The sequence below is a fragment of the Micromonospora sp. NPDC047753 genome (genome assembly GCF_040642735.1).
GTDB lineage: Bacteria > Actinomycetota > Actinomycetes > Mycobacteriales > Micromonosporaceae > Micromonospora.
The window spans coordinates 1-18,746 of sequence record NZ_JBEYSL010000069.1 but is presented as its reverse complement, the minus strand read 5'-3'; the positions used below and the strand labels follow the sequence as shown (position 1 = coordinate 18,746).

The 18,746-nt window shown below is 72.4% G+C and carries 19 protein-coding genes; 8 read left to right on the top strand and 11 right to left on the bottom strand.

All coding sequences use genetic code 11. The features are described 5' to 3' along the window. A partial coding sequence (locus tag ABZ749_RS08950; RefSeq protein WP_357224698.1) for a ricin-type beta-trefoil lectin domain protein occupies positions 1 to 2,357 on the top strand: 2,357 nt, incomplete at its 5' end. Positions 2,358 to 2,488: 131 nt separating this feature from the next. Next, positions 2,489 to 2,989: a metallophosphoesterase gene (locus tag ABZ749_RS08945; RefSeq protein ID WP_357224693.1), complete on the top strand. Its 501-nt coding sequence runs from the start codon at positions 2,489 to 2,491 to the stop codon at positions 2,987 to 2,989. Between the two features lie 178 nt (positions 2,990 to 3,167). Here the strand turns inward: ABZ749_RS08945 and ABZ749_RS08940 are convergent, their stop codons facing one another. Next, a complete protein-coding gene (locus ABZ749_RS08940) occupies positions 3,168 to 3,398 on the bottom strand; it encodes a DUF3072 domain-containing protein (protein ID WP_357224707.1) in 231 nt (76 codons plus the stop codon). Between the two features lie 104 nt (positions 3,399 to 3,502). On the opposite strand from ABZ749_RS08940, the gene ABZ749_RS08935 reads away from it, so the two are divergent. Then, positions 3,503 to 4,441, top strand: coding sequence for an FAD-dependent oxidoreductase (locus ABZ749_RS08935; protein WP_357224703.1), 939 nt, complete (start codon positions 3,503 to 3,505; stop codon positions 4,439 to 4,441). A gap of 41 nt (positions 4,442 to 4,482) precedes the next feature. Here ABZ749_RS08935 and ABZ749_RS08930 read toward each other — a convergent pair whose 3' ends face one another. From ABZ749_RS08930 to ABZ749_RS08920, 3 genes are all read right to left on the bottom strand, one after another. Further along, the gene (locus ABZ749_RS08930; RefSeq protein ID WP_357224689.1) at positions 4,483 to 5,778 is read right to left on the bottom strand and encodes a cation:proton antiporter; all 1,296 of its coding nucleotides are present in this window, start codon (positions 5,776 to 5,778) and stop codon (positions 4,483 to 4,485) included. Between the two features lie 107 nt (positions 5,779 to 5,885). Then, entirely contained in the window at positions 5,886 to 6,563 is a 678-nt protein-coding gene (locus tag ABZ749_RS08925; protein WP_357224685.1) for an HAD family hydrolase, read from the bottom strand. 26 nt (positions 6,564 to 6,589) lie between these two features. Continuing rightward, complete coding sequence (locus ABZ749_RS08920; RefSeq protein ID WP_357224682.1) at positions 6,590 to 8,728, bottom strand: SpoIIE family protein phosphatase; 2,139 nt, start codon at positions 8,726 to 8,728, stop codon at positions 6,590 to 6,592. Positions 8,729 to 8,926: 198 nt separating this feature from the next. Here ABZ749_RS08920 and ABZ749_RS08915 point away from each other — a divergent pair, with 198 nt between their 5' ends. Continuing rightward, positions 8,927 to 9,736, top strand: coding sequence for a hypothetical protein (locus ABZ749_RS08915; RefSeq protein WP_357224677.1), 810 nt, complete (start codon positions 8,927 to 8,929; stop codon positions 9,734 to 9,736). A 67-nt stretch (positions 9,737 to 9,803) separates the two neighbouring features. Here ABZ749_RS08915 and ABZ749_RS08910 read toward each other — a convergent pair whose 3' ends face one another. Continuing rightward, positions 9,804 to 10,157, bottom strand: coding sequence for a DUF6401 family natural product biosynthesis protein (locus ABZ749_RS08910; RefSeq protein ID WP_357224674.1), 354 nt, complete (start codon positions 10,155 to 10,157; stop codon positions 9,804 to 9,806). Positions 10,158 to 10,319: 162 nt separating this feature from the next. On the opposite strand from ABZ749_RS08910, the gene ABZ749_RS08905 reads away from it, so the two are divergent. Continuing rightward, complete coding sequence (locus tag ABZ749_RS08905) at positions 10,320 to 10,769, top strand: hypothetical protein (protein ID WP_357224670.1); 450 nt, start codon at positions 10,320 to 10,322, stop codon at positions 10,767 to 10,769. Here the strand turns inward: ABZ749_RS08905 and ABZ749_RS08900 are convergent. Next, complete coding sequence (locus ABZ749_RS08900; RefSeq protein WP_357204398.1) at positions 10,766 to 10,975, bottom strand: hypothetical protein; 210 nt, start codon at positions 10,973 to 10,975, stop codon at positions 10,766 to 10,768. The genes ABZ749_RS08905 and ABZ749_RS08900 overlap by 4 nt on opposite strands. A gap of 158 nt (positions 10,976 to 11,133) precedes the next feature. Between ABZ749_RS08900 and ABZ749_RS08895 the strand changes: the two genes are divergently transcribed. Beyond that, positions 11,134 to 12,453 (top strand): MFS transporter, encoded by a 1,320-nt coding sequence (locus tag ABZ749_RS08895; protein ID WP_357224667.1) that lies wholly within the window; start codon positions 11,134 to 11,136, stop codon positions 12,451 to 12,453. On the opposite strand, the gene ABZ749_RS08890 is transcribed toward ABZ749_RS08895, so the two are convergent. The 4 genes from ABZ749_RS08890 to ABZ749_RS08875 all read right to left on the bottom strand — a co-directional run bounded on the left by ABZ749_RS08890 (position 12,411) and on the right by ABZ749_RS08875 (position 14,801). Further along, on the bottom strand, positions 12,411 to 12,671 hold the full coding sequence (locus ABZ749_RS08890; protein WP_357224662.1) for a hypothetical protein: 261 nt from the start codon (positions 12,669 to 12,671) through the stop codon (positions 12,411 to 12,413). The genes ABZ749_RS08895 and ABZ749_RS08890 overlap by 43 nt on opposite strands. Positions 12,672 to 12,784: 113 nt before the next feature. Beyond that, complete coding sequence (locus tag ABZ749_RS08885; RefSeq protein ID WP_091401658.1) at positions 12,785 to 13,246, bottom strand: SRPBCC family protein; 462 nt, start codon at positions 13,244 to 13,246, stop codon at positions 12,785 to 12,787. Between the two features lie 52 nt (positions 13,247 to 13,298). Further along, positions 13,299 to 13,715, bottom strand: coding sequence for a DUF2795 domain-containing protein (locus ABZ749_RS08880; protein ID WP_357204393.1), 417 nt, complete (start codon positions 13,713 to 13,715; stop codon positions 13,299 to 13,301). Between the two features lie 99 nt (positions 13,716 to 13,814). Further along, positions 13,815 to 14,801 (bottom strand): YihY/virulence factor BrkB family protein, encoded by a 987-nt coding sequence (locus ABZ749_RS08875; RefSeq protein WP_357224658.1) that lies wholly within the window; start codon positions 14,799 to 14,801, stop codon positions 13,815 to 13,817. Between the two features lie 176 nt (positions 14,802 to 14,977). On the opposite strand from ABZ749_RS08875, the gene ABZ749_RS08870 reads away from it, so the two are divergent. Beyond that, positions 14,978 to 15,379, top strand: a complete 402-nt coding sequence (locus ABZ749_RS08870; protein ID WP_210785235.1) for a ChaB family protein — start codon at positions 14,978 to 14,980, stop codon at positions 15,377 to 15,379. A gap of 72 nt (positions 15,380 to 15,451) precedes the next feature. Here the strand turns inward: ABZ749_RS08870 and ABZ749_RS08865 are convergent, their stop codons facing one another. Further along, complete coding sequence (locus tag ABZ749_RS08865; protein WP_357224654.1) at positions 15,452 to 16,885, bottom strand: aldehyde dehydrogenase family protein; 1,434 nt, start codon at positions 16,883 to 16,885, stop codon at positions 15,452 to 15,454. A 72-nt stretch (positions 16,886 to 16,957) separates the two neighbouring features. On the opposite strand from ABZ749_RS08865, the gene ABZ749_RS08860 reads away from it, so the two are divergent. Further along, complete coding sequence (locus ABZ749_RS08860) at positions 16,958 to 18,565, top strand: NAD(P)/FAD-dependent oxidoreductase (protein ID WP_357224650.1); 1,608 nt, start codon at positions 16,958 to 16,960, stop codon at positions 18,563 to 18,565. The last annotated feature ends 181 nt before the right edge of the window (positions 18,566 to 18,746 follow it).

Sequence of the window (18,746 nt, the reverse complement as noted above, 5' to 3'; positions counted from 1 at the left end):
CGAGCAGCGGCGATTCGGTGCCGCCTGCGGTGGCACTGGCCGCCGGCAACCTGTACTTCGCCGTCGGCGACAACACCAACTCCGGCGGCGACTCCGCCGGGATGGCCCCGATCGACGAGCGGACGAACCGCAACGCCCAGTACGACGCCCAGCGCACCTCCGGCAACACGAACGACCTGCGCGGCAAGATCAACCGGATCCACCCGGAGAACGACGGCAGCTACACCGTTCCCGCCGGCAACCTCTTCGCCGCCGGCACCGCCCTGACGCGCCCGGAGATCTACGTGATGGGTGTGCGCAACCCGTACCGGATCTGGGTGGACCGCAAGGCGAACAACACCCTCTACTGGGGTGAGGTCGGCCCCGACGCCGGCACCGACCTCGCCAACCGCGGCCCGGCGGCCTACGACGAGTTCAACCGGGCCAACGGGCCCGGCAACTACGGCTGGCCGTACTGTGGCGGCCCCAACGTCGCCTACAACGACTGGGACTTCGCCACCGCCACACCGCGCGGTTGGTTCCCCTGCGGCGGCTCGGCCGGACCGGTGAACAACTCACCCCGCAACACGGGCGTCCAGCAGCTTCCGCCGACCAGACCGGCACTCGTCTGGGAGCAGCACGGCGGCAGTGAGGACTGGCCGGCGCTGGACAACCCGGGTGGGTGCGGATCGCCCAACCACGTCGAGGTCTACCACTACGACCCGAACCTCGTCTCGGACGTGAAGTGGCCGGCCTACTACGACAACAAGTGGCTGATCTCTGAGTACTGCCGCAACTGGATCAAGGAGGTCCAGTTCGACAACGGCAACCCCTCCACCGGGGCACCGACAGTCATCGAGCCGGTGCTCGCCGGTATGCAACTCGTCCACCCCATCGACTGGCAGTTCGGCCCGGACGGCTCGCTCTACCTGCTGGAGTACGGCAGCGGCTACTTCTCCGGCGCGGTCGACGCCGGTCTGTACAAAATCAACTACGTCCAGGGTGGCCGGTCGCCGGTGGCCAAGGCCACCGTCAACCGCGACAACGGCCTGGCACCCCTCGCGCTGACCTTCTCCAGCGCCGGCAGCTCGGACCCGGACGGCGACCCGCTGACGTACGCGTGGGACTTCACGAACAACGGCAGCACCGACTCGACCGCGGCGAACCCGTCCTTCACGTACTCCGCGAACGGCAGCTACAGCGCGCGGCTCACCGTCAACGACGGCACCGGCCGCAGCGCCACCACAGTGGTGTCGGTGGTGGTCGGCAACAACCGGCCCACCGTCACGTTGACCGGACTGCCCGCCGGTGGACTCTTCGACTGGGAGCAGGACCTGACGGTGGGTGCCACGGCCAGTGACCCGCAGGACGGCACGCCAGCCTGCTCGGCGGTGGTCGTCCGGGCGGCGCTGGGCCACCAGGAGCACGCCCACGAGGAAGGGGAGGGGACCGGCTGCGGCGCGACCTTCAACACCGGCCCAGTGCACGCCGGCCCCGACTCGGTGCTGTTCTTCGTCCTGCGGGGCAGCTACACCGATCGCGGCGCGACCGGTTCGGTCGCGCTCACCGGTGAGCAGGAGATCAGCCTCTACCCGAAACAGTGGCAGGCCGAGCACTTCGTCCAGCTCAACGGCCCCAAGGTGATCGACCAGGCGGCGGCCGAGGGTGGCAAGCGGCTGGGTGACGTCCAGAGCGGCGAGAGCGTCCGGCACCACGCGGTGAGCCTCAAGGGGATCACCGGCGTCCGGGCCCGGGTCTCCTCCGGCGGCCCCGGCGGCACCCTCTCCTTCCGGTACGACTCACCGACCGGCACCGAGGTCGCCCGGATCGCGGTGCCGAACACCGGCGGCTGGGACAACTACACCGAGCTGAGCGCCACGGTGACCAAGCCGGACGACGGCACCCACGACCTGTACCTGGTCGTCACCGGCGGCAGCGGGGCGTTGCTGGACGTGGACAGCTACACCTTCACCGGCCCGGGCGTCGGCACCGGTGGGGCGCGCACCGGTGAGGTCAAGGCCCTCGGCAAGTGCGCGGACATCGCCTCCAGCCAGACCGCGAACGGCACCAAGGTGCAGACCTGGACCTGCAACGGCACCGCCGCCCAGCGCTGGACCGTGCCCGGCGACGGCACGGTCCGGGGGCTCGCCAAGTGCCTGGACGTGAAGGCGAGCGGCACCACCGACGGCACCCTCGTACAGCTCTACGACTGCAACGGCACCGGGGCCCAGCAGTGGGCCGCCCAGTCGGACGGCAGCCTGCGCAACCCCCAGTCCGGGCGTTGCCTCGACATCCCCAACTCGGATCTCACCGACGGACGGCAACTGCGGATCTGGACCTGCAACGGCACCGGGGCGCAACGCTGGACCCTGCCCTGACCGCCCCCTGACCGGCTCGGTACCCGTACCCGAGCGTCGATGACGCACGGGGCCGGGCGGCGGAGGCGGAGCCCGGCCGTCCACCCACGTCCCCCGGGTGGGCGGCCGGGACTCGGGGGACAATGCCGGGTATGCGGCTGGTGCTCACGGCGGACACCCACCTACCGAAGCGGGCCCGGGACCTACCCGGGCCCCTCTGGGCGGCCATCGACGCGGCCGACGTGGTGGTGCACGCCGGCGACTGGGTGGACGAGGCCCTGCTCGACGCCATGACGGCGCGATCGCGCCAACTGATCGGGGTGTACGGCAACAACGACGGCCCGGCGCTGCGCGCCCGGCTGCCGGAGGTGGCCCGGGTCGAACTCGACGGCCTGCGGGTCGCCGTGGTGCACGAGACGGGTCCCCGGACCGGCCGGGAGAAGCGGTGCGCTGCCCGCTTTCCCGACGTCGACCTGCTGGTGTTCGGGCATTCGCACATCCCCTGGGACACCGAGGCGCCCGGTGGGCTACGCCTGCTCAACCCCGGGTCACCCACCGACCGCCGCTCCCAACCCCACGCCACCTACCTCACCGCCAAGGTGCACGAAGGCAGCCTGACCGAGGTGAAGCTGCACCCCCTGCCCCGCCCCTGATTGCCCTCACCAGGCCCGCGCCCCGTCGTCAACCGGCACTGCGGACCGGGCTGCCCCTGCTCCGCGATCTTGCACTTTGTGTCCCGACACAAGGGGCATACCAGCCCAGGCCGACAACAGAAACCGCAAGATCGGCGCGGGCCTTCAACGCAACGGCGTCGAGGTGTGGGGTGCGGGGTTACTGGCCTCGGCCCGTTCTGGCCTGGAGTTCGTCGATGCGCTTGGACGCCTCGGCCTTCGTCAGGTCGTCCGGGAGGTCGGCGTGGGCCTCCCGGGCCAGCGTGCTCAGGTAGGACTCCTGAGCGGCGGTCGGCGGCTCGTCCCCGGTGACCCACTCGTCCGGGTCCTTGATCGCGGCGTTCTGGTCGGCGTTCTGGTCGACCTGCTCGGTGCGGCGGTCCGTCATCATCATCACCCTTCCTTTCGAACAGGTGTGCCAGTACCCCGATCGTCGGTGGTTCATGCCCGAACGCCGCCACCTACGATCATCGGATGACGGAGGACCGGTCGAGCGTGGTGGTGGTCGGGGCGGGCATAGCCGGGGTGGCCTGTGCGGTCGAGTTGACCCGGGCCGGGGTGCCGGTGCAGGTCCGGGAGCGGGGGCACGTCTGCGGTGGCCGGATGGCCAGCAAACGCTTCCAGGGCCGGCCCGCGGACATCGGCGCCGCCTACTTCACCGCCACCGACCCGGACTTCGCCGCACTGGTCGAGCAGTGGCGCGCCGCCGGGCTGGTCCACGAATGGACCGACACCTTCCTGGCGTACGACCGGAGTGGAAACCACGAGGTGTCCGGGCCGATGCGTTACGCGGCTCCCCGTGGGCTGCGCTCGTTGGTCGAGCACCTGGCCGGCGCGGTACCGGTGACCGTCGACCGGCTGGTGCTCACAGTGGAACCCGGCCCGGTCGTCGACGGGCAGTCGTGCGCGGCGGTCGCCCTGGCCATGCCGGGTCCGCAGGCCGCCCTGCTGCTCGACCCGGCCCTGACCGAGGCCACCCGGGTCGTACAGGAGCAACGCTGGTCGCCGTCGCTGGCCGCGGTGCTGCGCTTCCCGACGCGGCGCTGGCCGGACTTCCGGGGCGCGTTCGTCAACCAGCACCCGGTGCTCAACCTCGTCTGCGACGACGGCGACCGGCGCGGTGACGGCGCGCCGGTGCTGGTCGCGCACACCGTGCCGGAGTTCGCGGCCGGGCACCTGGCTCAACCCACCGGGGCCGGCCCGGCGATCGAACAGGCCGTCCGGGACCTGCTCGGGCTGCCCGAGCCGGCCGTCGACGTGCACGTGCACCGTTGGACGTACGCGAAGCCGACCAGCGACGCCGGCGGCGCCACCCACCACCTCGACGCCGACGGGATCGGCCTTGCCGGCGACGCGTTCGGCAAGCCCCGGGTGCAGAGCGCCTGGCGCTCCGGCCGGGACCTGGGCCGTGCGCTGGCCGCCCGCCTGGCCTGAGTCACCCCCTCAGCCGGGTCCGCTCGGCCCGGGTCGTCCGCTCAGGGGTGCCCGGCTGCCGCGACGGGGCGAGCGTCGGCGTCCCGCTCGGCCGGGTCGGAGGTTCGCTCTCCCTCCCGGTCCAGCAGTTGCATGACCGGGGTCGCCGTGATGCCGTGCACCACGACGGAGACGAGCACCACCAGCCCGACGGTCGCCCAGAGCAGTTCGGCCTGCGGGAAGTCGGCCTTGGTGGTGGCGTACGCGAGGTAGTAGAACGAGCCGACGCCGCGGATGCCGAACAACGAGATGACCCAGTGTTCGGCCGGGCGTCCGGGAGCGCCACGCAACGACAGCCAGCCGATCAGCGGCCGCACCAGGAACACCAGCGCCAGCCCGACGGCGGCTGCCGGCCAGGTCAGCGGGCCCAGCAGACCACCCACTATCGCGCCGCCGAGCAGCAGCAACAGCACCAGGGTGAGCAGCCGTTCGACCTGCTCGGCGAAGTCGTGCAGCACCGAGTGGAACTCGTGGGTCCGTTCGGCGGCCCGAATGGCCCGGGCGGCCACGAACACCGCCAGGAAGCCGTACCCGCCGACCACCTCCACCAGCCCGTACGCCAGGAACGTGGCGGCCAGCGCCAGGAAGCCCTCGGCGTGCCGGGCCAGCCGCAGCTCGCTGGGTGCGCGGAAGAACAGCTTGCCGAGCAACCAGCCGATGAGCAGGCCACCGCCGACGCCGACGCCGATCTTCCAGAGCACGTCGACTGTGAACCACTCGGCCAACCAGTCGCTCGGGGCGAGGCTGGTCGAGGCGATGGCGATGGCCGCGTAGACGAACGGGAACGCCAGCCCGTCGTTCAGGCCGGCTTCGGAGGTCAACGCGAAGCGGACCTCGTCCTCGGAATCCTCCACGTCGGTCGGCTCGCCGACCTGCACGTCGGCGGCGAGCACCGGGTCGGTGGGCGCCAGCGCGGCACCCAACAGCAGCGCGGCGGCCGGCACCAGCCCTGCCCACCACCAGCCGAGCAGGGCAACCGCCGCGATGCACAGGGGCATCGCGATCGCCAGCAGCCGCCAGGTGGACGACCACCGCCGCCAACTCAACGGTCGGTCGATCTTCAGCCCGGCGCCCATCAGCGCGACGATCACCCCGATCTCGGTGAGGTGGGTGGCCAGCTCCGGGTGGGCCAGGGGGTCCGGCGACGGCAGCCCGACCGGCAGCAGGAACACCAGCATGCCGAGGGCGAGGAAGGCGATCGGCATGGACAGCGGGCGGCGCTCCAGCACCCTCGGCAGGATGCCCGCGAGCAGGGCGCCCAGGCCCACCAGTGCGAACGCCACATCTACCGGCTCCACGGCACCACCTTTCCGCCCGCACCCGCGAGGCGCGGGCAGGTGGTGACAGTCCTTGCCCCGCAAGGGCTCCGGCTATGCGCGTCGGTGCCGGTGGACCCGAGTGATCCTCACCGGGGTCGGGTGAGCGGCGAGTCCGCCAACTCGTGCAACAGTGCGGCCGGGTCGTCGTACACCGCCACGGCGCCCGCGCCGGCGAGCTCGCCGCGGCTGGTGCCACCGCAGGTCAGGCCCACACACGGGATGTTCAACTTGCCGGCCGCGACGACGTCCCACACCGAGTCGCCGACGAAGACCACCCGCTCGGCGGTCAAGCCGGACTGCTCCAACGCGGCGACCAGGATGTCCGGTGCCGGCTTGCTCTGCTCAGCGTCCGCGGAGGAGGTGATCGTGTCGATCACGTCGTCGGCGCCCAGCGCCCGACGAAGCGCGCCCACCTCGGGTTCCGAGGCGGAGGTGGCCAGCACGACACGCAAACCCCACTCGGCGCAGGCGCGCAACAGGTCGGCCGCCCGGGGTAGCGGCGTGAGTCGTTCCCAGTACTCGGCGTAGAGGGTGTCGTGCGCGTCGCGCAGCTTCGAGTCGGCGTCGCGGTCCCGCTCCGGGCCGAGGAGATGGTCCAGGAGTTTGTCCGACCCCATCCCGATCGAGCGGTGCACCACCGCCATCGGCACCGGCTGATCGGTCTGGCGTAACGCCTCCCACCAGCTCACCGTGTGCAGGTAGGTGGTGTCGACCAGGGTGCCGTCGACATCGAAGAGGACCCCGGCGGGCCGGTTGGTGGCCATTTGGCGTCCTCCTGCCATCGGGCGGCTCAGGGATGCGCGGCCGGCGGCGTGAGAATCTCGAACCAGACCGTGGAGCCCCGGACCGACGGGTCGGTGCCCCAGGCGTCGCTGAGCTCCTCGATCAGGCCGAGGCCGCGCCCGCGACTGCTCAACGTGTCGGTACGGGCCCGGGTCACGGTCCCCCGGGTGCCGGAATCCGCTACCGAGACGAGCAGCCGCTCGGCGCTGAGGTCGATCTCCACCCGGGCGGCAGTGCCGGCGTGCAGCAACGCGTTGGTGGTCAGCTCGCTGGTGCAGAGCACCGCCGCTCCGATCACCGACTCGGGCACCTGCCACTCGGTGAGCTGGCCGGTCAGCCAGTGCCGGACCCGGCTGGGCGCGGTCGGCTCGGCGGGCACCTCCATGCTCGCCGAACGACTCGGTCTGAGCGCGTGCTCGACCGCCAGCACGGCCACGTCGTCCTCCGTGCCGCCCGGGACCGCCGCGGTGGCCACCGCGCAGAGCGCGCGGGGGTCTCCGCTGCCGGCCTTGGCAATGGCGTCGCTCAGGGTGGCCAGCCCGGCGCTCAGGCTCTGCCGGCGACGCTCCACCACCCCGTCGCTGAACAGCAGCAGGGTGTCACCGGGGCGGAACGGGACGGTCGTGGTGCCCGGCCGGCCGCCCAAACCCAGCGGCGGCCCGGCCGGGACGTCGACGTACTCCGCGTGGAACCGACCATCCGGGTCACCGCGGCGGATCAACGGCGCGGGGTGACCGGCGCTGGCCAGAGTCAGCTCCCGACGCTCCGCGTCGATCACCCCGAACGCGACGGTGACGAAAAGCTCGTGGGTGCTGGCCTCCGCGCCGAGGCTGGTCACCAGCCGATCCAGGCCGGCCAGAACAGCGTCGGGCGTCGGGTCGGCCAGGGCCAGAGCGCGCAGCGCGGCCCGGACCTGCCCCATCCGCGCGGCGGCCTGCACGTCGTGCCCGGCGACGTCGCCCAGCACCACGCCGAGCGAGCCGTTGGGCAGCAGGAACGCGTCATAGAAGTCACCGCCGGCCGCGTTGCCGTCCACGCCCGGGTCGTAGCGGGCCGCGATCCGCAACCGCGGAAGATCCGGAAGGTGCTCCGGCAACATGCTGCGCTGCAACAGTTGGGCAGTGCCGTGCTGGGTCTCGAAACGGCGGGCCCGCTCGGCGGCCTGGCCGATCAGCTCGGCGGAGGCGGCCAGCAGCGCCCGTTCGGCGGGGGACCAGGTGTGCGGAACCTGGTAGCCGACCGCCAGCCCGCCGCGGACGACCGAGGTGCCCAGCGGCAGGGCCGCCATCGCGCGGATCTTCTGGTCGTGGCGGTCCACGGCGGTGTCCCGCAGCGGCTGCCCGTCGCGCGTGAACGACGGGGCGCCGGAGCGGGCCGCCTGCACCACCGGGGCCGACCAGTCCGCCGGCGCGCGCCGCCAGAGCGGGGGGAGCCGCTCGTCGGCCTCGTCCAACAACTCGCCACGGACCCGACGCACCATGCGCCAGCCGCCGCCGCCCTCGTCGACGGCGAACGAGGCCTGGTCGGGGTCGAACGTGGTGATCGCGTACCGCAGCGCCACCCGGGCCACGTCGTCGAGGGTGAGGGTGCCGGCGAGCGCCGCGGCCACCTCGCTGAGGCTCTGCAACTGCTCGGTGACGTGGGTGGTCTCGGCCGCGACAGTCAACACGCCGACGATCTGCCCGGCGCTGTCGCGCACCGGTGAGTAGCCCCGGGTGAAGACCGCCTGCTCCACCGTCGCGGAGTGCCCACGGACCAGCGGAAGGGTGGACTCCTTCTCCAGGAAGGGTTCGCCCTGCCGGTAGCAGCGCTCGATCACCGCACCGACGCCGGGCAGCGCCCAGATCTCCGCGAACACCTCGGCGGCCGGACGACCGAGGGCGCTGGGGTGTTTGGTGCCCAGCAGTTCGGCGTAGCCGGCGTTGTAGAGCAGGACGAGGTCGTCGCCGTACGCCAGGGCCATCGGCATCGGCGAGGCGAGGACCAGCTCCACCACCGCCTGGAGGGCGACGTCCCAGTCGTCGGCCGGGCCCAGCGGGGTGTTGGCCCAGTCGTGGGCGAGCACGCCGACGGCCGGGCCGGACCCGGTGGGTGCCCCCGGGCCCGGAGTTGCTGGCGTGGGGACCCGCCCGACCGTTCCTGGCATGTTCGCAGCCTAGTCGGCCGACCGGAAAAGGCATCCGACCACGGCGGCGGGCCGTCGCCGAGTCCGTTGCGGTGGCCGTTTGGGCAGTTCAGAGCCCCTGTCCGGAGGTCTGTCGGGAAAAACGCCGCGCGCTGCGCGGAGTGCGGGACCGGTTGCCGGGTATGCGCCCGGCGCAGTCCATGCGACAGGAGGGACATCATGCTGAAAACCCTCGCGGTCCGGCAGGCCGACATCGGCGATGCCATCGCCGACACCTGGAGGTCGGTGCTGCTCTTCATCCCGAAGGCAGTGGCCTTCATCGTCATCCTCGTGGTCGGCTGGCTCATCGCCAGAGCCGTGCTCAAGATCGTGGATACGGTGCTGGAACGGGTGCGCTTCGACCAGGCGGTCGAACGCGGTGGCATCAAACGGGCCCTGGAGAGAACGAAGTACGACGCCAGCGACATCCTGGCCAGACTGGCGTACTACGCCGTACTGCTGTTCACGCTGCAGTTCGCCTTCGGAGTCTGGGGGCCCAACGCGATCAGTGACCTGATCAGCGGCGTGGTGGCCTGGCTGCCGCGCGCGTTCATCGCGATCGTCATCGTGGTGGTGGCGGCCGCGATCGCCAACGCTGTCCGGGATCTGGTCACCGGGGCGTTGGGAGGGCTCTCGTACGGCAAGGTGCTGGCCGACCTGACGGCGATCTTCATCATCGCGCTGGGTGTGATCGCGGCCCTGAACCAGGTGGGTATCGCCACCACGGTGACCACCCCGGTGCTGATCGCGGTGCTCGCCACGGTGGCCGGCATCCTGATCGTCGGCGTTGGTGGTGGTCTCGTGAAGCCGATGCAGAACCGCTGGGACGGCTGGTTGCGTCGGGCGGCCGAGGAGGCCCGGGCGGTGCAGCAGCAACGTCAGGCCGCGTCGGCCGGGCGTAGCGACGTGGAGCGGCAGATGGCCGACCGCGGGGGTGATCGCACCCAGGCGATGCCTCGGGTGGACGAAGCCCAGCAGTACCGCTCGTAGCGGGCGGAACGGCACGACGGGTGGGAGGGTGCTCCGCGTACGCCGCGGGGTGCCCTCCCCTCGCGCGTCAGTGCTGGTCGAGTGCGCGAGCCAGCGCGCAGACCGCGACCAGCCGGGTGAGCAGCCACTCCGGCTCGCTCCAGTCCACCGGCCCGCTGGGCGGCGTCCACCCGTGCTCCAGCGCGGCGGCACGCACCCCCTCGGCGTAGCCGGCGAGCGCCGCGGAGGTCAACGGCGTGCGGTCGCCGTCGAGGCTGTCCCGGACGGCCGCCGCATGCTGGTCGACGAGGGCCAGCAGCCCCGGGCGCGCGGCGGCGGCGGCGAGCCCGACAGTGCCCACGGAGACGGTGAGGGCGGCCAGGGTGGACCGCGCCGAGTCGACGGCGGTACGGGAGGCGACCCGGTTGAACGGCACACGCATGGTGACCGAGGCTAACCGACCAGTGTTCGCGTCGACCTCGTCCGCTCGGCGGATGTCGGCTGCGCCACTGGGGCGCTCGCCGCTGACCTGGGGGATTGATCCGGCACAGACGGGGCAGCAGGAGAACACCCAGCAATGACCGCACCCGGCACGGAGGCACGGATGGGACAGCAGGCGGACGGACCCGACGAGCGGCACCGGCGGCCGGACGGTGTCAGCGACGCGACGATCGCCGCGCTCGGGAAGCTCAGCGAGGCGCTGGAGTGTGTGGAGCGGGCCCGGGGGCATCTCTACTCGATGCACCAGTTGATCGGTCATGCCGACCTGATGCTCGACGACGCCGTGGAACAGTTCCAGGCCGCCGGGCATCCGCGCCTCGCCGACCGGATCGCCACCGAGCTGCGCGGCCGCAACGTCATCGCCGGACGGTGGACGTTTCAGATCGTCGAGGACTTCGACGACGGCTACCACGCGCTGTTCCGGGAGCTGGACAAGCAGGCCCGCGACGAGTTGGTGGGTGGGCGGCGCCATCTCTACGAGGCGGAGATGAAGGAACACCGCCGTAGCCGGGGCCGGCCGGGCCACGAGGCCAGGCCGGACGGCGGAGGCTAGTCGCTTGTCGCGTTTGCCGGGCGACGCCGTGCCGCGTCGTCGGCGATGATCACGGTGGCCACCATCAGCGCGACGCACAGGCTGAACAGCCACGACTCGTCGGCGACGAGCCAGGCGGAAACGGGTGCCTGGAGCGCGGCAAGCAGGAAGCCGAGCCAGGCGAGTTTGCGCTGACGCGTGGAGAGGATTCCGGAGCCTTGATGCATCCCGAAATTCTTACGCGAACCGGCCGGCTTGCCGTCCTCCGATCGGCCGATTCTGGATGAGCTGTCCGTTTTCTCGACCGTACGGACACGACTTCTTTGCGCCGCGAGCGATCGGGTGCCGGCGGCGCTAGGGTGCCCCTGCGGCAGGATGGTTTCTCGTGTCCACCACGCCCGCGCGTCCCCGCGCCGCACTGCTCCTGCTGTCCTACCTCGCGTTCGTCAGTCTCGGCCTGCCCGACGGCCTGCTCGGCGTCGCCTGGCCCTCGATCCGAGGCGACTTCGACGTGCCGACCGAGGCTGTCGGGTGGGTGCTCACCGCCGGCACCGTCGGCTATCTCACCTCCAGCGTGCTGGCCGGCTTCACGCTGGCCCGGGTCGGCGTGGGCGCCCTGCTCGCCGGTAGCACCCTGCTGGCCAGCCTGGCGTTGACCGGCTACTCGGTGAGCCCCGTGCTGGCGGCGCTGGTGGGCTGTGCGCTGCTGCTGGGGCTCGGCTCCGGCGCTGTCGACTCCGGGCTCAACGCGTACGCCGCCGGGGCCTTCGGGCCCCGCCACATGAACTGGTTGCACGCCTTCTTCGGTCTCGGTGTGGCCATCGGCCCACTGATCATGACCGCGGTGCTGAGCGCCGGGCTCGCCTGGCGCTGGGGGTACGGCATCGTGGCCGCCGCCCAGCTCGTCCTCGCCGCCGCGTTCGCGCTCACCGTGCGGGCCTGGCGGCGTGACGCGCCGGCCGGCACCGAGGCGGGTGCCCCGACGGGCACGGCTGCCCAGGGCGTGCCCGCCGCCGCGGATTCCGGGCCGGCGTCCACCGTCCAGGTCCCGGTGAGGGACACGCTGCGGCTGCCGGCGGTCTGGTCGGGGACGCTCGCCTTCGTGCTGTACGTGGCGATCGAGGTGTCCGCGGGGCTGTGGGCGTTCCTGCTGCTGACCGAGGGGCGTGGGCTCAGCGCGGCGGTGGCCGGCGGCTGCGTCTCCGCGTACTGGGGCAGTCTCTTCGTGGGCCGGGTCGTGCAGGGTCTGGTGGCCGAGCGCCTGGGGGCGGGGTTGGTGTTGCGCGCCAGCCTGGCCGGGATGGCCGTCGGCACGGCGCTCATCGCCGTTCCCGGGCCGGCGGTCCTTGCGGTGCTCGGCCTGGTCGTCGTCGGTTTCGCCGCCGCGCCGGTGTTTCCGCTGCTCACCCTCACCACCGCCGAACGGGTCGGCGCGGCGCACGCGGACCGCGCCATCGGCCTCCAGATCGGCGCGGCTGGCATTGGTGCGGCGCTCGTCCCGGCCGGGCTGGGCGTGCTGATCGGCAGAACCTCGGTGGAAGTGCTGGGATCGGCCCTTCTGGTGCTCGCGTTGGCGCTGATCGCGCTCTACGAGTGGGGCGCGCGCCGACCGGCTGCGGGACGTCCCGTGCCGGTGGTGCCCGCCCAGCCCGGAAGCGATCCTCAGACGTCCGGCCCGGTACGGCCGGTCGTGGACGGGCGGTAGGCGCGCTGCGGGTCGGTGGCCTCGCGGCTGTTGCCCTGGGCCTGTCCGTCGCGGTCCGACGCGGCCGGCCCGTGCCCGAACGCGGCCTCCTCGCCGGCGTCGTTTCCCGTCACGTCGTCGGCCTGCCCGTCGAGGCTGGAGCCCGACACGGCGCGCTCCAACTCCTCCAACGGAAGCCGCTCCTCGTCCCGCCACACCCTGATGTTGTCGTCGGTCATACCTTCAGCCGTACCCGGGCACGATGATCGCAAACGGTGCCCGCCGAGCAGGCTCGGACACGGCGATGGCCGCCGGGATACCGGCGGCCATCTCAGGTCACTGCTGCCCGGGGTCACGGCTGCGGACGGTCCACCTGCCCGCGCCACGCGCCGGTCTCCTGACCACGCCGCTCGATGTAGGTCTTGAACCGCTCCAGGTCGCCCTTGGCCCGTCGGTCGACGATGCCGAGCTTGTCGCCGGCCTGCTCGACCACGCCGTGCGGCTCGAACTCGAGCTGCAGGGTGACCCTGGTCTTGTCCTGGTCCAGTCGGTGGAAGGTCACCACGCCGGCCTGCTGCGTGCCGTCGGTCGAGCGCCAGGCGACCCGCTCGTCGGGGAGCTGTTCGGTGATCTCCGCGTCGAACTCGCGCTTCACCCCGGCGATGTCCACAGTCCAGTGGGTCATCGTGTCGGAGAGCTGCCGGACCTCCTGCACACCCTCCATGAACTGGGGGAACTCCTCGAACTGCGTCCACTGGTCGTACGCGGTGCGTACGGGTACGGACACGTCCACATGTTCGGTAACGCCACTCATCGGGGAACCTCCTTCAGTCGCCGGTGGATTGCCGGATCGGGGGCGATCCTGGTCACCAGCGAGTTGTCTCGTTCTTGTTGCCCAGCGCCGCCCACACCTCGGAGACCGTCTGGTAGGTGGTGCCCTCGGGCAGCCGTTCCAGCGCCGCCACGATGTCGTCCGGCGCCTCGTTCTCGCGGGCGCTGGCAATGAGCACCAGACGGTCGCCCGGCAGCGCGCTCATCGAGATGAACCGGCCGAGCCGGCTGCGCTGCTCGACGTCCGTAGAGCTCATGCCCTGCGGCGTGCCGGTGCGCAGGTCGCCGGCCGGGGCGGTGGTCGTCTCCGGCTGGTCCTCGCCAGCCGGTTCCGGCACCCGCGACTCGTCGACTCGAGAGCCACCGGTCCCCGGCCCCTGTACGAGGCCGCTGACCTCCTGACTCATCTGTTCGTCGATCCTCGGTCCGTGCTTGCTGTTGCCACGCTCCATGCCTTCTGCGCTACCCGGCACCCCACCCGATAAACCGGCACCGGGCCACGAACCGGCCCTCGGCCCGACGGCGAAACGGACACCGGGCCGGACGGGGGCTCACTCGTCGGCGGGTTTGCGGGGCGGCAGCACCGGCTCGTCCGGGTCCGGGTCGCCGGCCTGCAACTGCCGCCCGCGCTGCACCTCGGAGTTGATCTGCACGCCCAGCATCAGTGCCGAATTGGACAGGTAGAGCCAGACCAGGAACGCGATGGCCGCCCCGAGGCTGCCGTAGGTGGTGTTGTACGAGCCGAAGTTGGCCACGTAGAGGCCGAAGCCGAAGGACGCCGCCGCCCAGGAGATCAGGGCCACCGCGCCACCCGGGGTGAGCCAGCGGAACCGGGGCTGGCGCACGTTCGGCGCGATCCAGAACAGCAGGGACAGCAGCACCATCATGATCATGGCGAGGGCCGGCCACTTCGCCACGCTCCACGTCGTGCGGGCCAGGCCGCCGGCGTTGACCAGGTCGCCGACCGCATCGGTGACCGGCCCACTGACGATCAGGGCGAGGGCGACCACCGCGAGCAGCACCAACGTGATCGCCGCCAGGCCGATCTGCAGCGGCCGGAGCTTCCAGACCGGGCGGCCCTCGGTCACCCCGTAGACGGCGTTGGAGGCGCGGGTGAACGCGCCGATGAAGCCGGACGCGGACCAGAGCGCGCCGAGCAGACCGAAGCTGAGCAGGAGCTTCGGGTTGCTCTGCTCCAGCACCACGGAACGGATCACCTTCAGCACGCCGCCCTCGTCGTCGCTGAGCACCGCCCCGGCACCGACCTGGTTGGCCAGGTCGACCACGGTGTCCAGGGTCCGCTCCCCGTCGGAGACCAGGCCGACCAGCGCCACCACCACGATGGCGGACGGGAAGAGCGCCAGGACCCCGTAGTAGGTCAGCGCGGCGGCCCAGTCGGAGCAGTTGTCGTTGACGAAGTTCTGCACGCTGCGGACCAGCACTCCCCGCCAGGTCCGCCAGCTCAGCTGCCGCATCCGTCGGGGCACCCGGGTGTGCGGTGTGCCGTCGAGCGTCGTACCCGGCTCCGTGGTCGTCATGCCCGCTCCCTGCGCCCCGGCCGCCGGATGACCGGTCGTCCGGTCTGGCCTGGCCCGCCGGTACCCGGATGGTGAAATCGACAAACCCGCCCGGTGTCCGACCGCCGCCGCTATGGTTTGCCGCCCGGTCACCGGGGAACGGTCACAGTGACCCTGTCGACACGGAGGAGGACGAGATGCCCGGGCGCGAAGACCTGCCCAGCACGCTGCGACGCTCCCCGGAGAAGGCGCAGCGCACCTGGGAGAAGACGCACGACTCGGCGGTGGAGACCTACGGCGAGGGGGAGCGGTCGCACCGCACCGCCTTCGCCGCGGTGAAGCATCAGTTCGAGAAGGTGGGCGACCACTGGGAGCCGAAGGGCCGCAAGGGCCCCAGCGACCAGCAGGCCGCCGGTGGCGGGCCGGAACGACGGGCACCCACCGCCGGTGGCGTCGATGCCAACGCCACCAAGGACCACCTGATGTCGGTGGCCCGCAAACTCGACGTGCCCGGGCGGTCCAGCATGACCAAACCGGAGCTGGTCACGGCCATCGAGAAGGCCAACGACCGCGCCACCCGCAAGGCCCGCGGCGACTGATCGCCGCCGCACCCGAGCACAACCGACGCGGTACGGGCGGACGCTCCACCCCTGCGTCCGCCCGTGCTGTTCTCACCAGTGCCCGCCCCCCGGCGCCTCGATGTGCACCGCCTTCGTCGCGGTGAACTCGTCCAGCAGCTCCGGGCCGTACCCGAAGCCCTGCCCGCTGGCCCGGCGCGGATGCGCGGCACCTCCCGGCGCACCCCCGAACACCGCGTTGACCTTGACCGTGCCCACCGGCAGCTCCCGCCACGCCCGCTGCGCGTGACTCATCGACGGGGTCAACACCGTGGCGGCCAGCCCGTACGGGGAGTCCGCGGCGCAGCGCAGCGCCTCGTCGAACGAGTCGACCACCACCACCGGTGCGACCGGCCCGAAGGTCTCCTCCCGGACCAGCGGCATGTCGTGGCGACAGTCGGTGACGACGGTGGCCGGGTAGAACGCCCCCGGTCCGTCCGGCACCTCGCCGCCCACCCGCACCCGTGCGCCGTCCGCCAGCGCCGCAGCCACCTGACCGTGCACGTGGTCCCGGTGCCGCCGGTCGACCAGCGGCCCCAGCTCGGTGCCCGGGTCCCGGCCCGGCCCGACCCGCAGCGCTGCGGCGCGTCGGACCAGCGCGGCCACGAAGTCGTCGGCCACCTCCCGGTGCACGTAGAGCCGCTCCACCGCCACGCAGATCTGCCCGGCGTTGGCGAACGCGCCGAGCGCGGCCTGCTCCGCCGCCCACTCCGGGTCGACGCCCGCGTCCACGATCAGCGGGTCGCTGCCGCCGTTCTCCAGGAGCACCTTCGCCCCGGTACGGGCAGCCGCGGCGGCGATCGCCCGCCCGGTCGCTGTGGAACCCACGTGGGCGACCACGTCGACGTCCTGCGCCGCCAGCGCCGCACCCACCTCCGGACCGCCGGTGAGCAGTGACAACACGCCGGCCGGCAGTGCCTCATCCAGTGCTCGGGCCAGCAACCAACCGGTCGCCGGTGTGCGTTCGCTCGGCTTGTAGAGCACCACGTTCCCGGTCACCAGGGCCGCTCCGAGCAGTCCACAGGAGACCGCCACCGGGTCGTTCCAGGGGGTGATCGCCGCGACCACCCCGCGTGGCTGCGGGGTCAGGAAGTCCAGCGCGGCCGTCTCGCCGTTCAGCGTCCGCCCGCCGCGCAGCGGCGCCAGTTCCGCATACTGTCGCAGGGTGCCGATCCCCGCCTCGACGCCGCCGCGGGCGTCCGCCAACGGCTTGCCCATCTCCGCGGTGACCGCCGCCGCCAACTCATCGATGACCGCCTCCACCGCGTCCGCGGCCCGGTGCAGCGCCGCCGCCCGTTCCGCCGGGGCGGTCGCCGCCCACTGGGCTGCCGCGTTGCGGGCCGCCTGGGTCGCCTTGCCCACCTCGTCGGCAGTGGCCACCGGCACCGTGCTCACCGGCGTGTCGTCCGCCGGATCACGCACCACCAGTTCGCCGCCGTCGCCGCCCGCACCCCACACCCCGCCCACCAGCTGCGCAACCGTGTACATGCGGCGCTGGATGCCCCGGCCTCGACGAGGCAAACGCGTTTCGCCCGGTTGCGCGCCGGGTAGGCGGATCCGATGACAACCACCAGCGCGCCGAGCGCGGACGCCGTCATCGTCGGGGCCGGGCACAACGGCCTGGTGGCGGCCAACCTGCTGGCCGACGCCGGCTGGGATGTGGTGGTGCTGGAGGCGACAGCGGTGCCCGGCGGCGCGGTCCGCTCCGCCGAGGTCACCGCGCCCGGCTACCTCAGCGACCTCTACAGCTCGTTCTACCCCCTCGGGTACGCCTCGCCGGTGCTGGGCGGCCTGGACCTGGGTCGACACGGGCTGTCCTGGAGGCACTCGCCGGACGTGCTGGCGCACCTGCTGCCTGACGGTCGAGCCGCGGTGATCAATCGGGATCCGGACGTCACCGCCGCGTCGCTGGAGCAGTTCGCCCCCGGGGACGGTAAGCGTTGGCTCAACGCGTACACCGACTGGCTCGACGTGGCCGAGCCGATGCTGGAGGCGATCACCTCGCCGTTCCCGCCGGTCCGCGGCGGGCTGGGCCTCCTGCGTCGGCTGCGCGTCGCCGGCGCGCTGCGACTCGCGCGCCGGCTCGTCGTACCGGTCCGCAAACTTGGCAGCGAACTCTTCGACGGTCCCGGCGGGCCGGCCCTGCTGGCCGGCTGTGCCCTGCACACCGACCTGTCCCCGGAGGAGGCCGGCTCCGGGGTGTACGGCTGGCTGCTGGCCATGCTCGGCCAGCAGATTGGCTGGCCGGTGCCCGACGGCGGCGCGCAGCAGATCACCAACGCGCTGGTGGATCGGCTACAGGCGCGTGGCGGGGCGATCCTCTACGGCGCTCCGGTCGACCGGGTGCTCACCGCCCGAGGCCGGGCGATGGGGGTCCGCACCGTCGGCGGCGCGCTGTGGCGGGCCCGGCGGGCCGTGCTCGCCGACGTGCCGGCGCCGGCGCTCTACCTCGACCTGGTCGGTGCCGCGGCGCTGCCGTCCCGGCTGGTGGAGGACCTGGCGCACTTCCGGTGGGACGGCTCCACCCTGAAGGTGGACTGGGCGCTCTCCGCGCCGGTGCCCTGGACGAACCGGCAGGTGGCCGGCGCCGGCACCGTTCACCTCGGCGCGGACCTGAACGGGCTCACCCACTACGCCAGCGAGTTGGCCCGTGGCGAGCTGCCCCGCGACCCGTTCCTGCTGGTCGGGCAGATGTCGGTGGCGGACCCGAGCCACTCCCCGCCGGGCACCGAGTCGCTGTGGTCGTACACCCACCTGCCGTTCCGGCGGAACTGGCGGGCCGAGGAGGTCGCCGGGCACGTGCAGCGGATGGAGGACGTGCTGGAGGCGGCGGCCCCGGGTTTCCGCAGCCTGATCGTGGGCCGACACGTGGCCGGGCCGGCCGATCTGGAGAAGGGCAACCCGAGCCTGGTCGGTGGCACGCTCGGCGGCGGGACCGCCGCCGCGTACCAGCAGCTCTTCCTGCGCCCGATCCCTGGCCTGGGCCGGGCGGACACCCCGGTGGACCGGCTCTTCCTGGCCAGCGCGTCGGCGCACCCCGGCGGCGGTGTGCACGGCGCGCCCGGCGCGAACGCCGCCCGGGCGGCCCTGGCCCGCGACCGAGCGCTCACCGGCCGCGCGTACGCCGCAGCCATCACCACCGCCCACCGCGCCATCTACCCCACCTAAACGCCACCCGTCACCCCGGGTACCAGACCCCGGAACCGCCCGCCGCCGTCGATCATGGAGTTGTGGTGGGTGACAAAGCACCTGCCCGGGTTCTCAACGAGTCGATCAAGCGGCGTTAGGCAGCCGGCCGGGGCAGCCGGCCGGGATGAGCGCCCGCACCGACGGCCCGGACCGACGGCCC